This is a genomic window from Zwartia hollandica (assembly GCF_019923725.1).
Classification (GTDB): domain Bacteria; phylum Pseudomonadota; class Gammaproteobacteria; order Burkholderiales; family Burkholderiaceae_B; genus Zwartia; species Zwartia hollandica.
Genome location: NZ_JAHXRI010000007.1, coordinates 326,380 through 340,547 on the forward strand (window position 1 = coordinate 326,380; position 14,168 = coordinate 340,547).

Here is a 14,168-nt window from a genome sequence, read left to right on the forward strand (position 1 = left end):
ATGGATTACCAACTCATCAAAAACTGGAAGTTTCCAGAGGTTGACCGGACCTACACAGAAAACGACAGCATTCTCTATGCGCTGGGGATCGGATTTGGTCAAGAGCCCACGAATCCTGACCACTTGAAATACGTCTACGAACAAGACCTTCAAGCGTTTCCTACCATGTCTGTGGTGTTGGGCTACCCAGGGTTTTGGATGAAAGACCCCAAAGCTGGGATTAATTGGGTCAAGCTTGTGCACGGCGAGCAACGACTGACGATTCATCGTCAGTTGCCCGCTGCTGGTCGAGTCATTGGACGCACTCGCATCACCCACGTCATTGACAAAGGCGCGGATAAAGGTGCGCTCGTGGTCAGCGAGCGCACTCTGCATGATGCCGATGGCAATCTTTTGGTGACGCTAGGATCAACCACCTTTTGCCGTGGCGACGGCGGACTAAGCCACTCCGACGAGAGCCCCGCAGCACTCGACGCAACGCCGGACCGTGCACCTGACATGACCTGCTCGATCCCCACCCTCCCGCAAGCAGCATTGATCTATCGCCTATGTGCGGATAACAATCCTTTGCACGCAGATCCAGCTGTCGCAACACGTGCGGGTTACCCGCGTCCGATTTTGCATGGCTTATGCACGTACGGTGTAGCGGCACGCGCGATTGTCCAGGCAGCTTGCGGCAACGACGCTTCAAGACTTACCGCGCTACACACACGCTTCTCCTCACCCGTATTTCCAGGCGAAACGCTGGTCTGTGAGATCTGGAAAGACACAGCCGAGTCGGTCCGTTTTAGAGCAAAAGTCGCTGAACGCGACGTCGTCGTCTTGAGCCATGGTTTTGCTGGGATCAAAGCATGACGCGACGCGCACCTCTAAGTGGAATCCGTGTTCTAGATCTGTCGCGCGTATTGGCTGGGCCTTGGTGTACGCAAAACCTTGCAGACCTCGGTGCCGACGTCATTAAAGTTGAACGACCCAAACTAGGCGACGACACCCGCGCCTGGGGTCCGCCTTACCTGAAAGACGAGAACGGCGAAGACACGACCGAAGCCGCGTACTACCTCAGCACCAATCGCAACAAGCGCTCTATTGAAATTGATCTAGCGAGTCCCGAGGGAATCAAACTCGTCAAAGAACTTGCCAAGCACTGCGATATATTGGTTGAGAACTTCAAAGTTGGAGGCCTTAAGCAATACGGCCTTGACTACGAAAGCATGAAAGACGAATTCCCAACGCTTATTTATTGTTCGATCACGGGCTTCGGACAAACAGGCCCCTACGCAGAGCGCCCCGGCTACGACTTCATGATCCAGGGCATGGGCGGACTCATGAGCATCACCGGCGAGCGAGATGATCTGCCTGGTGGTGGTCCTCAGAAAGCTGGCGTTGCCGTAACTGACATCATTACAGGAATGTATGCGTCGGTTGCGATTCTCGCAGCGATCCAAGAGCGTAACCACAGTGGCCTTGGGCAACATCTCGATATCGCGCTTCTGGATTGCCATATATCGATGTTGGCAAATCAAAACCTAAACTTCATGACGTCCGGTCAAGCACCAAAGCGGGCGGGCAATGCGCATCAGAATGTCGTTCCCTATCAAGTTTTTAAGACTTCGGACGGCTTCATGATCGTGGCGGTCGGCAACGATTCGCAATTTCGTTCTTACTGCACCGCGCTCGGCATCCCAGAATACGGCACGGATCCGAAGTACGCCACTAATCGCGCACGTATTTTGAATCGCAGTGAGCTGATTCCCTCGCTTGAAAAAATTATAGCAACGGGTGAACGTGACGCTTGGATTGCAAAGCTCGAGGCGGTCGGAGTGCCTTGTGGTCCGATACAAACAATCGACCAGGTGTTTGCGCACCCGCAAGTGATCGCACGAGACATCTGGAAGAATATTCCGCATCCGACCGGCGGCACCGCACCCACTACCGCAAGCCCAATGCATTTTTCTGCAACACCGATTCAGTACAAACGCTCGGCACCCATGCTGGGCGAACATACGGACGAGATTCTTAAAGAGATTCTTGGAAAAAGCTAATTACGCACGACAAAGCAGTCATTTTTTATAACTAGGAGACACACCATCATGAAAAAACTACTTGTAGGTCTAGCCCTACTGCAAACGGCGCTCGCGGGTCCTGTGCTCGCCAAAGACTACACAATAGGTGCGGCATTTCCGATGAGCGGCCCAAATGCCGAATATGGTCAAGTATTTAGCTCTGCCGCTAATTTGGCAGCAGAACACATTAATGCCGACAAAAAACTATCAGGCAAACTCAGCGTCATTTATGAGGACAGCCAAGGGCTGCCAGCGCAAGGTGTCATCGCAGCCAACAAACTCATGAACGTTAGCAAAGTGCCCTATGTGCTGTCAGCCTTCACTGGTGTCTCAAAAGCGATTGCACCGATTGGCGCACGCACCAAAACAGTGATGGTCAATGGTGGTGGCGTTGGTCCTGATCTCGCAACACTTAATGAATACTTTTGGAACGTGATCCCGCTTGCGAACTTTGAAGTGACCGCAATCGTTCCTTTCCTTGTTAAGGAGAAGGGATTTAAGCGCATCGCTTTGATCTACGTTGACGATCCTCTAGGACAAGCAGTCCTCACAGACTTGACTAAAGAAGTCAAAGCAGCTGGCGGCGCTGTCGTGGGCTCTTTCTCTATCCCAACGACTGCGCAACAGTTTTCTGGCGTTGCCGCACGCGTGCGTGACACAAAGCCTGATGCAGTCTATATCGCGACCTATGGCAATCAGCAGGTGCAACTCGTCAAGCAATTGCGTGACAACGGAGTCAGCCAACCACTGGCGAGTTACTCTGCAATGTCTTTGCCCTCTGTCCTGAATTTGCCCGAGGCCAAGGGACTGTACTACACCAGCCAGTTGCTCACACTCGACAAAAATGATCCACTCGTTAAGCGCGTGGAAGAGGACTATAAAAAGAAACATGGCAAAGAGCCAAACATGTACGTCCTGAACTACTACAACGCTGTATTGACGTTTGCAGAACTCGCGGCTGCACTTGAAAAGGCTGGCAAACCTGTCACAGGAGAGAACTTGCTGGCACAGCGCAAAGCGACAAAGTCTTTCCAGTTTGTTGGAGCGAAAGTGTCTTTTGCTGATGACGGCACCGTCAAGTCGCCTATTCAAATCAACCAAATCGTGGGTGATGGCACAAGCAAAGTCGTCGTTGCTGGAAAATAATAGGAAATCGCCCCATGTTGTTTGCTCAACTTTTAGCCAATGGCTTGCAGACCGGCGCGCTCTACGCGCTGATTGCGGCCGGGTTTTCGCTGATCTTTGGCATGACCCGGATTTTTCACGCGGCACATGGGGCAACCTTCACGATTGCAGGTTTTATTTTTTATGAATGCTATTCCGTACTACACTGGTATTGGCCGCTTGCGGCCATTGCCTCTGCAGTCGCTGCCAGTCTCTTCGGCGTGCTGCTTGATCGCTATGTGTACGCGATCATTCAGCGCCACGAAGGCTCATTTTTTACCGTTTTTGTTGCATCCTTTGGTGCAGCGATTGTTGTGCAAAACGTCATCTCGATCGTCTTTGGACGCGGCATGGTGACAGTCTCAACGCCCTTAAGCAAAAGCTTGGAAGTTTTCCCAGGCTTATTCATTGCGCCTATCGCAGCTGTCGTGATCGTTTGCGCGATTATCTCTTTCGCTATTTTGCAGTGGCTACTGACGCGCACCAATCTGGGTATTGCCTTGCGCGCGTTGGGTGAAAACCCCGGACTCATCGAAGTCTATGGTCTTACACCGAGACGGCTTTCCCAGTACGTTTTTTTGATCGGCTCAATTCTGGTGGTGCCAGCTGCGATTTTGACTGCGGCAACATCCGGCTTGAACCCAGCGATGGGCCATCACATCATGCTCATCAGCATCGCTGCGACGATCGTAGGCGGGGTGGGCAGTTTACGCGGCGCAGCCGTCGCAGGCATGCTGTTGGGGCTAGCCGAAAACCTCTGCCTGGCCTTCATCGACCCGCAATGGAGCGAGGCTGTGACCTTTGTCATTCTGTTCTTGTTCATCCTGTTCCGCCCGGGTGGTGTGTACGGTCGCGCTGTCGTGTCGTGAAAAGGAACAACTCATGATCGCCTATCTACAAAACATTGCAGTACTTTTTTGCATCAACGGCATTTTGGCGTTGACCTTGAACTTCATCATGGGCTACGCCGGCATCTTTTCGTTGGCACATGCTATTTTCTTTGGCGTTGGCGCGTATGTGACGGCGTACATCGCACTGAATGCCTCAGATTCGCTCCTGCTCTGCATGGGCGCATCAGCTGCCGTGTCGGCCATTCTCTCCATGGCTTTGGCACTCCCCGCCTTGCGCGTGCGCGGTGAATACTTTGTGGCAGCTTCGCTGGGTCTCCAAGTCATTGGAGTCACTATTTTTTCGGAATGGAAAGCAGCCACCGGTGGCCTAGGCGGTATGATCGGCATTCCGCGACCGAAGTTACTGGGATACACCTTTAACGACGACCTCGCTTTTCTCGCACTTGCCGTCGTCGTATTGCTCATCATGATTGGCATTACCGCGCTGCTTGTTCGCGGCAGCTTCGGTCGAAGCCTCATGACTATTCGGGATAGCGAATCGGCGGCCCAGACTTACGGCAAGCACGTCAACGCCATCAAGACACTCTCGGTTGCTGTGTCGTCTGGACTGGCCGGCATTGGCGGTTGTCTCTACGCTTTCTATATGAGTTTCATTAACGTTGAGAGCTTCACACTTGAGATGTCGATCCTGCTGATGGCGATGGTCATCATAGGAGGCACGGGTACGCTGTTCGGTCCAATTGTTGGGGCCGCGCTACTGATGTCGCTGCCGGCTGCACTCACCTACCTTCCCTTCTTACCACCCGCAGAGCTCGGAACAATTCAGCAAATTATTTATGGCCTCGCAATGATGTTGCTCATGATGTTCCGCCCGGGTGGACTAGTCGGCGGACGTAGTAAGGAGAAATCCGCATGACAACAACAACCAAGCAAGAGATTCTGCTCGAGATCCGCAATATAAATAAAAATTTTGGTGGCCTACAGGCAATTTCAGATGTCACGCTCGACTTACCCGCAGGCGTTATCACGACGCTTGTTGGGCCAAACGGCGCGGGCAAAACCACCCTGTTTAACCTGATCACCGGACACTTAGTCCCATCGAGTGGCACCGTGCACTGGCTCGGTAAACCGCTCAAGGGCATCGAACCCTGGCGGATTGCCCGTATGGGAATCGCCCGCACCTTTCAAGACCTACGTCTCTTTAGCCAAATGACCGTTGAAGAGAACATCATGACGGTGATGGAGCGCAGCAGCTGGCTATGGCAAGGCGGACGGCAAGCAGCAGTGAAACGGGTTAATGAGATTCTCGAGGAAACGCAGTTAACCGAGAAGCGAGCCGAACGCGCAGTCGATCTAGCCTACGCCGAGCGTAAATTCTTAAGCCTCGCGCGCATCATGGCAAGCGAAGCAAAGCTTTGGCTGCTAGACGAGCCTGCTTCCGGCCTTGATCCAAGATCCTTCGATCGCTTCGTGGCGCTATTACGCGACTATGCAAAGCGTGGCATCACGATATGCATCATCGAACACAACTTGGATATCGTGATTAAGCTTTCGGACCGAGTGGCTTTCCTTGATCAAGGCAAGCTCTTAGCCCAAGGTAGCTCACAAGACATCCTCAAAGACCCACATCTAGCGGCGATTTACTTTGGAGACCGCTCATGAGCCTAACCAACTTTCTCGAAGCCAAGAATCTAAAGGTTGGGTATGGCGGCAGACCCGTACTCGATAGTTTCAGCGTCGCCCTCGCGCACAACGAAGTACTTTGTCTAATTGGACATAACGGTGCGGGCAAATCAACATTACTCAAAGCTCTGTTTGGCTTGGTTCCTCTTAATGGCGGAACGATTTTGCTTGAGGGACAAACCATTGACCGGCCAGACCCTCGTGGCATGAATGCCGCGGGTATCGCACTCGTACCTGAGGGTCGTGGTGTGTTTCCAGGACTGACCGTAGCCGAAATCATGCGACTCGGTTTTTGGGCGAATGGGATTCCAGCTGGCGAGCAGTCGGCGCGACTAGATTGGGTGATGAGCGTATTACCCATGATTAAAAAATTCTATCAGCAGCGCGCAGGCACACTCTCTGGAGGACAGCAACAAATGGTCTCACTGGGACGCGCCCTTCTCAGTCAACCGCGGTGCCTGTTGCTCGACGAGCCCTCCATCGGTCTCGCGCCTAAACTCTTTCAAGACCTTGTGGGTCCGATTCGTGCGCTTCAACAAGAACGCAAGATGTCAATCTTGATCGTTGAGCAAAACGTTCGTGAAGCACTTAAGATTTCTGATCGTGTGATTGTGATGAAGTCTGGCGAGCTCATCCGCGAAGGCACACCCGAAGCATTTAGCAATAATACCGAACTAATGGAACTGTATTGAGATGTCCGCTGTAGGGTCGCTTACCTCCCTTTATCGTACTCATCTTGCACAGTTCCCCCAACGCAGCATTCTGATCGAGAATGGGCGGGCGCTGAGTTACAGCGCCTTTGAGGCACAAGTTTCACAGACCTGCTTGTGGCTTTCGCGCCAAGGTGTTGTGCAGGGTTCTCGTGTCGCCGTGTGGCTCGTTAATCGCTCAGAGTGGTTAGTACTATTTTTCGCGCTCGCAAGACTGGGAGCCACGCTCGTTGCTGTAAATACAAAATATCGCAGCCTTGAGTTGCAAAACATTCTTGGTAATTCACAAGCATCGATACTTGTCTTGCAACTCAATTTCCGCAAAATTGACTTTGCACAAGTCATCGAAGGCGTCGATGGCAAGCAACTGCCTTGCTTGCAAAAAATAGTTATGCTCGATGTGGGAAACGATGCGCCTGCTGAACTTTTAGGCAAGCCGGTAACCCCTTTTGACGCGATTTCAAACAATAACGACCCCACAGCGCAGCATCAGCCAAACCCAGCAAATGATGCGGCGCATGCGGACGCCCTCGCAGCATTCTTTACGACCTCTGGAACCACCAAAGGTCCAAAGCTCGTCATGCACACGCAACGCACGCTCACCGAGCATGCAAGAGATGTTGCACACGGCTACGGTTTCGAACAGGCAGGCAATCGCCTGCTCTGCGCTCTCCCCTTTTGTGGTGTCTTTGGACTCAATAGCGCCCTGGCTGCGATTGCGGCAGGCATGCCACTCGTGCTGATGGATTTTTTTGACGCAGCGAGCGCAAGTGCACTTATCCAGGCAGAAAGTGTTACCCACATCTTTGGCAGCGACGAAATGCTGCGCCGAATCATCGAGCACGTCGATCAACAAGCGCTCACCCGTGCGGAGCGCTGTGACATTCCTTTTCCTAGTCTCCGGCTCTTCGGTTTTGCATCGTTTAGTCCCCGCTTTGTCGAGCTAGCGCGATCGCTCTCGGCGCGAGGATTCCCACTGCACGGCCTCTATGGGTCAAGTGAGGTGCACGCACTGTTTTCGCTGCAGCGGGAGAACCTACCGCTTGAGGATCGGGCTCAGGGCGGTGGTACGCCCGCCGCAAGCCCGCGGGCTCGGGTCAGAATACGAGACATCGACACAGACGCGCTTTGTGCGCCTAACATTCCGGGGGAAATAGAAATTTTTTCACCGACACTGTTTAAAGGCTACTTCAACAACGCGGAAGCAACCGCAAGCGCGTTCACTCCGGACGGTTATTTCAAAACAGGTGACCTGGGCTACTTGCGAGAGGATGCAAGCTTTGTCTACCTATCTCGAATGGGCGACACAATGAGGCTGGGTGGATTCTTGGTGGATCCCACGGAAATTGAACATGCTCTCGCAGAACAAACTGGGATCGAAAGCGCTCAGGTGGTGGGCGTTGAGATCAACGGTCAGCTCAGGCCCGTTGCGTTTGCCACAACAACACCTGGTCAACCGGCACCCGATGCGGACAGCGTGCGCGCACAGCTAGCGCAACAGCTTGCGGCTTTTAAAGTGCCGGTCCACATTTGGTTTATCGACGCTTTTCCCGCCACACAAAGCGCCAATGGCTTGAAGTTTCAACGCGTGAAACTCCGAGACATGGCGCTTGCGCGTTTACGCGGTGACGACCGGGATACCCGCGATCTTGGCTGACCACTCTTTGGGGCCAGTCGTATGCACAGAGGTCCCGGTTGAATCAACTGCCACAGTGACAGGCATATCGACGACGTCAAACTCATAGATCGCTTCCATGCCGAGGTCAGCGAAACCGATGACTTTCGCCTCTTTAATCGCCTTAGAGACTAAGTACGCAGCGCCGCCCACAGCCATCAGGTAGGCCGACTTGTGTTTGCGAATGGATTCGATCGTGGCCGGACCACGCTCTGCTTTTCCAATCATCGCAAACAGACCTGTCTGCTCAAGCATCATGTCTGTGAACTTATCCATACGGGTGGAAGTCGTTGGGCCCGCTGGTCCAACCACTTCATCACCGACCGGATCCACAGGCCCAACGTAATAAATCGTTTTGCCGTGAAACTCTACGGGCAACTTCTCACCTTTGGCCAGCATATCTTGAATGCGCTTATGTGCGGCATCGCGTCCCGTCAGCATTTTGCCGTTCAGCAAGAGTGTCTGACCTGGCTTCCAGCTTGCGACTTCTTCACGGGTCAGTTTATTTAAGTCCACCTGCTTTGAGGACTTGTAGTCTGGCGCCCAATGCACATCAGGCCAGTCCGATAACGAGGGACGATGCAGGTGTGCCGGTCCGGAACCATCCAACTCAAAATGCGCATGGCGCGTCGCGGCACAGTTTGGAATCATGGCGACGGGGAAAGACGCAGCATGCGTCGCAAAGGTCTGAATCTTCACATCCAGAACCGTAGTGAGACCACCTAGCCCTTGTGCACCAATGCCTAGCGCGTTGACCTTGTGATAGAGCTCAATACGCAGCTCTTCGATTTTATTTTTAGGACCGCGCTCAAGCAGTTCGTACATATCGAGATCTTCCATGAGCGATTGCTTAGCCATCAAAACAGCTTTTTCAGCAGTCCCGCCCACGCCAATTCCAAGCATGCCAGGCGGACACCAACCCGCGCCCATCGTCGGAACAGTTTTGAGCACCCAATCCACAATCGAATCATTCGGATTCAACATCGCGAGTTTCGACTTGTTTTCTGAGCCACCACCTTTCGCAGCGACCTGCACATCCACCGTATCGCCTTGCACCAACTCGACACTAACGATACACGGAGTATTGTCTTTGGTGTTCTTGCGCAAGAAGATCGGATCATCAAGAACCGATGCACGCAGTGGGTTTTCGGGGTTCAAATAACCACGACGCACGCCTTCATCGCATAGCTCCTGCATGGTTCGCTTGGTATCAAACCGCACACCCATACCGATCTTCAAGAATACGTTGACGATGCCCGTGTCCTGACAAATCGGACGACGGCCCTCTGCACTCATGCGCGAGTTCGTCAGGATCTGTGCGATCGCATCCTTCGCAGCAGGGCTCTCCTCACGCTCATAAGCGCGCGCAAGGTGCTTGATGTAGTCGGCTGGATGGTAGTAACTGATGAACTGAATCGCATCAGCGATCGAGGCGACAAAATCTTCTTCTTTAATAGTGACGGACATATGTGTACCTATCTACGAAACAATAGTTGAAATCAATAACACCAAAAATTTATCTACTTGCCGCGCCACACAGGCTTACGCTTCTCTGCAAAAGCGGTTGCACCTTCTTTGGCATCTTCTGACATAAAAATATGATCTGTCAGGGGACGTTGCAAATCGAACATTTTTGCCGCAGGGAAATCTAGTCCCTGAACCAGCACACTTTTCGATGTACGCACCGCCAATGGGCCATTTTCGCAGATCTTGCGGGCCAGCTTCATCGCCTCTCCCAGCGCCTGACCAGGGTCGGTCATTACATTAATCAACCCATATTGCTGCGCGCGCTCGGCTGGAAACATATCCCCAGTGAGCAAAATTTCCATCGCGATGTGGTACGGAACTTGTCGTGGGAGACGCACCAAGCCACCACCGCCGGCAACCAAACCACGCTTAACCTCGGGCAAGCCGAACATCGCATTGTTCGCTGCCACGATCAGATCACAGGCCAACATCATTTCAAAACCACCTGCGACCGCAAAGCCTTCCACGGCAGCAATCAGAGGCTTTTGAGGTGGCGCCTCGTTTAGCCCGGCAAAGCCCTTGCCCGGCACCGAAGAGCGCTTACGGGTCTTGGCGAAGTCCTTGAGGTCCATCCCCGAACAAAAGGTGCCACCAGCACCAGTCAGGATCCCAATGCGCAAGTCCTCTCGGGCATCAAGCGTTTCAAACGCAACAGACAATTGCTGCGCTGTTTCAAAGCTAATCGCATTACGCGCCTCAGGACGATTAATCGTGATGATTAACACCCCATCTGCCTCATCGACACTCACCAGACTCGACATGAAAACTCCTCAAAAACAAGGCTAAAACAGTTAGATTTTGACTAGATGGACTAAATCATAGGCGATTCACGAAGCTCGGGCGTCGAACACCTCCCTCAACGCCCACACCAAAGCCGCTCGCAAGCTAAAATGGCACGCTTACGGACCTAACCGAATATCTCGATGCTCACCTTTCAGCAAATTATTCTGCGCCTGCAAGAATACTGGGACAAACAGGGTTGTGCCCTGCTCCAACCCTATGACATGGAGGTCGGTGCCGGCACCTCCCACACCGCCACCTTTTTACGTGCAATCGGCCCAGAGCCTTGGCGCGCGGCGTATGTCCAGCCTTCGCGCCGTCCCAAAGACGGCCGCTATGGCGAAAACCCAAACCGTCTGCAACACTACTACCAGTATCAAGTAGTCCTTAAGCCTGCGCCGCCTGATATTTTGGACCTATACATTGGCTCACTGGTCGCTTTAGGAATCAAACCAACAGAGCATGACATTCGCTTTGTTGAGGACGACTGGGAAAACCCAACCCTCGGCGCATGGGGACTAGGTTGGGAGGTTTGGCTCAACGGGATGGAAGTCACGCAGTTCACCTACTTTCAGCAGGTAGGCGGCTTGGACTGCACCCCCACGACTGGGGAGATCACCTACGGCCTTGAGCGCCTCGCAATGTATCTGCAAGGCGTTGAAAGCGTCTATGACCTGGTCTGGACCGAAGGGCCGCGCGGCAAAGTTCTCTATCGTGACGTCTTTCATCAAAATGAAGTCGAACAGTCGACTTACAACTTTGAGCATTCAGACGCTGAAACGTTGTTCCGTCACTTTACCGATTTTGAAACACTCGCCAAACGACTCATGGAAGTCCCCTTGGCTTTGCCTGCCTATGAGGCAACATTGAAAGCTGCCCATACATTCAATATGCTCGACGCACGCGGAGCAATCAGCGTGACAGAACGTGCTGCCTACATTGGTCGGATCAGAAACCTGTCTCGCGCTGTTGCGCAAGCCTACTTTGAGTCGCGCGAACAACTAGGCTTCCCCATGCTGCATACAAACAAAGGGGCGAACTAATGTCCAGCCTCCCCCTTCTTGTCGAGCTCTTTACAGAAGAACTTCCCCCTAAAGCGCTTCCCAAGCTTGGTCAAGCCTTTGCACAAGGCCTGCACGACGCCCTGCAAACACTCGGGCTCACAGAGGTAAACTGTTCTGTCGAACCCTTTGCAACACCGCGCCGACTCGGCGTTAGGCTTAGCGCCGTCCAACCTATCGCGCCCGATCAGACATTCTCAGAAAAACTCATGCCCGTCAAAGTTGGGCTTGATGCAAACGGAAACGCAACACCTGCATTGCTAAAAAAACTAGCCGCCAAAGGCTGGGAGTCCATGGATATCAGCGCGCTCGCGCGCGAGTCAGATGGCAAGCAAGAATATCTCGTCGCAAGTGGAACAGCAGCTGGGGCAAAACTTGGCGATGCCTTGCAAGGCGCAATTGAGACCAGCATTGCCGCTCTGCCGATCCCAAAAGTGATGAAGTATCAACTTGCAGATGGCGAAACAGCAGTTAAGTTTGTACGTCCTGCGCATTCGCTCATCGCCTTGCACGGCTCGCAAATTATTCCTGCAACTATTCTTGGCTTGCAATCCGGTCGGCAAACATTTGGGCACAGGTTCCTACATCCAGGCGCTATAACGATAGAGGACGCCGATACTTATGAAGCCCAGCTGGCGACAACCGGAAAAGTCACGGCTAGCTTTGCCTTGCGTCGTGCGCAAATCGCCGAATTGTTAAACACCCAAACGCAAAAACTTCAGGCCAGCCTTGGCACAGGCCCAGAAGTGGATGCACTACTCGATGAGGTCACTGCGCTAGTGGAAGCACCGGCAGTGTATGTCGGAACATTTGAGGAACGTTTTCTAACGGTCCCGCAGGAATGTCTGATTCTGACAATGCGGCTGAATCAAAAATACTTTCCGCTATTCAACAAAGACACGGGTGCTCTCACCAATCAGTTCCTAATCGTGAGCAATATGCCCACGGACAATCCGAGAGCGATCATCGAAGGCAACGAGCGCGTCGTGCGGCCCCGTCTGGCCGATGCGCAGTTCTTCTTTGAAACCGATCGCAAAACGCCCTTACACGCGCGTGTCGCCCAACTCGACTCAATCGTTTATCACAACAAACTTGGCACACAGTTAGAGCGCGTTAGCCGTGTTCGCGCGATTGCGGCCTACCTTGCACAGACGCTTGGTGCGGATGCAGCGCAGGCTGAGCGCGCTGCTGAACTCGCTAAAGCAGATCTCACGACAAACATGGTCGGTGAGTTTCCTGAACTGCAAGGCATTATGGGCGCCTATTACGCCCGCGGTGACAATGAGGCCCCTGAGGTCGTTCAGGCACTTGCTGAGCAATATCGTATCCGTCTAGATACACCGATCACCGCGAGCAATATGATCGCTACGATCTTATTTATCGCAGAACGCGCCGAAACCCTCGTGGGTATCTGGGGTATCGGTTTAGCACCAACAGGTGAGCGGGATCCCTTCGGTTTGCGTCGTGCCGCGCTGGGTGTTATCAGTGCATTCGAGCAGCTCACCGCAGGCGGTTTCTTAAAAATACAAAATGCTGGGCCACTCTCCCTTGAGGAGTTACTCACGCACAGTGCCAAACAGTTCGCACCCGGCACACTGACTGAACAAACTGTTCCAGAAGTCCGAGACTTCATTCTCGAACGGTTACGTAATCAGTTGATTGCACAGCACGATCGCAACGCGGTCGAAGCAGTACTCGCCCTCACGCCGCCGCTGCACCAAGTCGTGGCGCGCGTGATCGCTGCAGAGAAATTCGCTTTAAGTCCAAGTGCAGCAAGTCTCGCGGCCGCGAACAAGCGGATTGGTAATCTGCTAAAGAAATCGGAAGGCCAGTTACCAACGGTTACACCCAAGCTATTGACTGAGGCTGCCGAACAAGCACTTGCCAAGGCCGTCGCCCAAGCACAACCGATCGCGCAGCAGCAGTTTGAAGCGGGCGATTATGTGGCAGCAATGGATACCTTAGCGCAGACCCGAGAGGCGGTTGACCTGTTTTTTAACGACATCATGGTCATGACCGATGACATCGCAGTACGAAACAATAGACTCGCGTTATTGGATCAGCTGCATCGACTCATGAATCAGGTTGCAGACATTTCAAGGCTCGCTCCATGAAACTGATCATTCTCGATCGCGATGGCGTGATTAACGAGGATAGCGACGACTACATCAAACACCCAGACGAATGGCATCCGCTTCCCGGTAGCTTAGAGGCAATTGCTCGCCTGCATCAGGCAGGCTGGACCATTGCAATCGCCTCGAACCAATCAGGTTTAGCGCGCGGGCTTTTCGATATCACTGCACTCTCGGATATCCATCAAAAGTTTCGCAAAGCACTCTCTCATTTGGGTGGAGCTGTCGATGCTATTTTTGTATGCCCTCATGGTCCCGATGACAATTGCCTGTGCCGCAAACCACTCCCCGGTTTGTTTCATGATATCGGGCGGCGATTTGATACATCTTTAGAGGGCGTTCCCGCTGTGGGAGACTCCCTACGAGACCTGCAGGCATCGGCTGCTGCGGGCTGCGTGCCTTGGCTTGTCCAGACAGGCAATGGCAGCAAGACCCAAGCCAAAGGGGACCTCCCTGCAGGCCTACGCGTCGCCAAAGATCTCGCCGATGCGGTCGACCAAATTCTGTCCGAGACTAATTAAA

At 53.1% G+C, this 14,168-nt stretch carries 13 protein-coding genes; 11 read left to right on the forward strand and 2 right to left on the reverse strand.

The genetic code is table 11. The features are described 5' to 3' along the window. The 8 genes from KZZ10_RS09650 to KZZ10_RS09685 are packed head-to-tail and all read left to right on the forward strand — an operon-like array spanning nucleotide 1 to nucleotide 8,128. Nucleotides 1-855: a MaoC/PaaZ C-terminal domain-containing protein gene (locus KZZ10_RS09650; protein WP_259661304.1), complete on the forward strand. Its 855-nt coding sequence runs from the start codon at nucleotides 1-3 to the stop codon at nucleotides 853-855. Further along, nucleotides 852-2,042: a CaiB/BaiF CoA transferase family protein gene (locus KZZ10_RS09655; protein ID WP_259661305.1), complete on the forward strand. Its 1,191-nt coding sequence runs from the start codon at nucleotides 852-854 to the stop codon at nucleotides 2,040-2,042. Before KZZ10_RS09650 ends, KZZ10_RS09655 begins: the two co-directional genes overlap by 4 nt. Before the next feature lie 48 nt (nucleotides 2,043-2,090). Next, nucleotides 2,091-3,209: an ABC transporter substrate-binding protein gene (locus tag KZZ10_RS09660; protein ID WP_259661306.1), complete on the forward strand. Its 1,119-nt coding sequence runs from the start codon at nucleotides 2,091-2,093 to the stop codon at nucleotides 3,207-3,209. 14 nt (nucleotides 3,210-3,223) lie between these two features. Continuing rightward, complete coding sequence (locus KZZ10_RS09665; protein ID WP_259661307.1) at nucleotides 3,224-4,096, forward strand: branched-chain amino acid ABC transporter permease; 873 nt, start codon at nucleotides 3,224-3,226, stop codon at nucleotides 4,094-4,096. Nucleotides 4,097-4,109: 13 nt separating this feature from the next. Next, nucleotides 4,110-4,994, forward strand: coding sequence for a branched-chain amino acid ABC transporter permease (locus tag KZZ10_RS09670; protein ID WP_259661308.1), 885 nt, complete (start codon nucleotides 4,110-4,112; stop codon nucleotides 4,992-4,994). Continuing rightward, nucleotides 4,991-5,740: an ABC transporter ATP-binding protein gene (locus KZZ10_RS09675; RefSeq protein ID WP_259661309.1), complete on the forward strand. Its 750-nt coding sequence runs from the start codon at nucleotides 4,991-4,993 to the stop codon at nucleotides 5,738-5,740. Before KZZ10_RS09670 ends, KZZ10_RS09675 begins: the two co-directional genes overlap by 4 nt. After that, entirely contained in the window at nucleotides 5,737-6,453 is a 717-nt protein-coding gene (locus KZZ10_RS09680; protein ID WP_259661310.1) for an ABC transporter ATP-binding protein, read from the forward strand. The genes KZZ10_RS09675 and KZZ10_RS09680 overlap by 4 nt, the downstream gene beginning before the upstream one ends. Nucleotide 6,454: 1 nt before the next feature. Then, the gene (locus KZZ10_RS09685; RefSeq protein WP_259661311.1) at nucleotides 6,455-8,128 is read left to right on the forward strand and encodes an AMP-binding protein; all 1,674 of its coding nucleotides are present in this window, start codon (nucleotides 6,455-6,457) and stop codon (nucleotides 8,126-8,128) included. Here KZZ10_RS09685 and KZZ10_RS09690 read toward each other — a convergent pair. Continuing rightward, the gene (locus KZZ10_RS09690; RefSeq protein ID WP_259661312.1) at nucleotides 8,090-9,613 is read right to left on the reverse strand and encodes a fumarate hydratase; all 1,524 of its coding nucleotides are present in this window, start codon (nucleotides 9,611-9,613) and stop codon (nucleotides 8,090-8,092) included. The two genes, KZZ10_RS09685 and KZZ10_RS09690, sit on opposite strands and share 39 nt — an antisense overlap. A gap of 53 nt (nucleotides 9,614-9,666) precedes the next feature. Beyond that, nucleotides 9,667-10,434: a crotonase/enoyl-CoA hydratase family protein gene (locus KZZ10_RS09695; RefSeq protein WP_259661313.1), complete on the reverse strand. Its 768-nt coding sequence runs from the start codon at nucleotides 10,432-10,434 to the stop codon at nucleotides 9,667-9,669. Between the two features lie 162 nt (nucleotides 10,435-10,596). On the opposite strand from KZZ10_RS09695, the gene glyQ reads away from it, so the two are divergent. The 3 genes from glyQ to gmhB are packed head-to-tail and all read left to right on the forward strand — an operon-like array spanning nucleotide 10,597 to nucleotide 14,167. Then, nucleotides 10,597-11,496: a glycine--tRNA ligase subunit alpha gene (gene glyQ, locus KZZ10_RS09700; RefSeq protein WP_259661314.1), complete on the forward strand. Its 900-nt coding sequence runs from the start codon at nucleotides 10,597-10,599 to the stop codon at nucleotides 11,494-11,496. Next, the gene (glyS, locus tag KZZ10_RS09705) at nucleotides 11,496-13,628 is read left to right on the forward strand and encodes a glycine--tRNA ligase subunit beta (protein WP_259661315.1); all 2,133 of its coding nucleotides are present in this window, start codon (nucleotides 11,496-11,498) and stop codon (nucleotides 13,626-13,628) included. The genes glyQ and glyS overlap by 1 nt, the downstream gene beginning before the upstream one ends. Then, nucleotides 13,625-14,167, forward strand: a complete 543-nt coding sequence (gmhB, locus tag KZZ10_RS09710; protein ID WP_259661316.1) for a D-glycero-beta-D-manno-heptose 1,7-bisphosphate 7-phosphatase — start codon at nucleotides 13,625-13,627, stop codon at nucleotides 14,165-14,167. Before glyS ends, gmhB begins: the two co-directional genes overlap by 4 nt. Nucleotide 14,168: the final 1 nt, after the last annotated feature.

Coding starts and splice junctions, on each gene's coding strand:
- KZZ10_RS09650 (WP_259661304.1), top strand. CDS start 1: ATGGATTACCAACTCATCAAAAACTGGAAGTTTCCAGAGGTTGACCGG.
- KZZ10_RS09655 (WP_259661305.1), top strand. CDS start 852: ATGACGCGACGCGCACCTCTAAGTGGAATCCGTGTTCTAGATCTGTCG.
- KZZ10_RS09660 (WP_259661306.1), top strand. CDS start 2,091: ATGAAAAAACTACTTGTAGGTCTAGCCCTACTGCAAACGGCGCTCGCG.
- KZZ10_RS09665 (WP_259661307.1), top strand. CDS start 3,224: ATGTTGTTTGCTCAACTTTTAGCCAATGGCTTGCAGACCGGCGCGCTC.
- KZZ10_RS09670 (WP_259661308.1), top strand. CDS start 4,110: ATGATCGCCTATCTACAAAACATTGCAGTACTTTTTTGCATCAACGGC.
- KZZ10_RS09675 (WP_259661309.1), top strand. CDS start 4,991: ATGACAACAACAACCAAGCAAGAGATTCTGCTCGAGATCCGCAATATA.
- KZZ10_RS09680 (WP_259661310.1), top strand. CDS start 5,737: ATGAGCCTAACCAACTTTCTCGAAGCCAAGAATCTAAAGGTTGGGTAT.
- KZZ10_RS09685 (WP_259661311.1), top strand. CDS start 6,455: ATGTCCGCTGTAGGGTCGCTTACCTCCCTTTATCGTACTCATCTTGCA.
- KZZ10_RS09690 (WP_259661312.1), bottom strand. CDS start 9,613: ATGTCCGTCACTATTAAAGAAGAAGATTTTGTCGCCTCGATCGCTGAT.
- KZZ10_RS09695 (WP_259661313.1), bottom strand. CDS start 10,434: ATGTCGAGTCTGGTGAGTGTCGATGAGGCAGATGGGGTGTTAATCATC.
- glyQ (WP_259661314.1), top strand. CDS start 10,597: ATGCTCACCTTTCAGCAAATTATTCTGCGCCTGCAAGAATACTGGGAC.
- glyS (WP_259661315.1), top strand. CDS start 11,496: ATGTCCAGCCTCCCCCTTCTTGTCGAGCTCTTTACAGAAGAACTTCCC.
- gmhB (WP_259661316.1), top strand. CDS start 13,625: ATGAAACTGATCATTCTCGATCGCGATGGCGTGATTAACGAGGATAGC.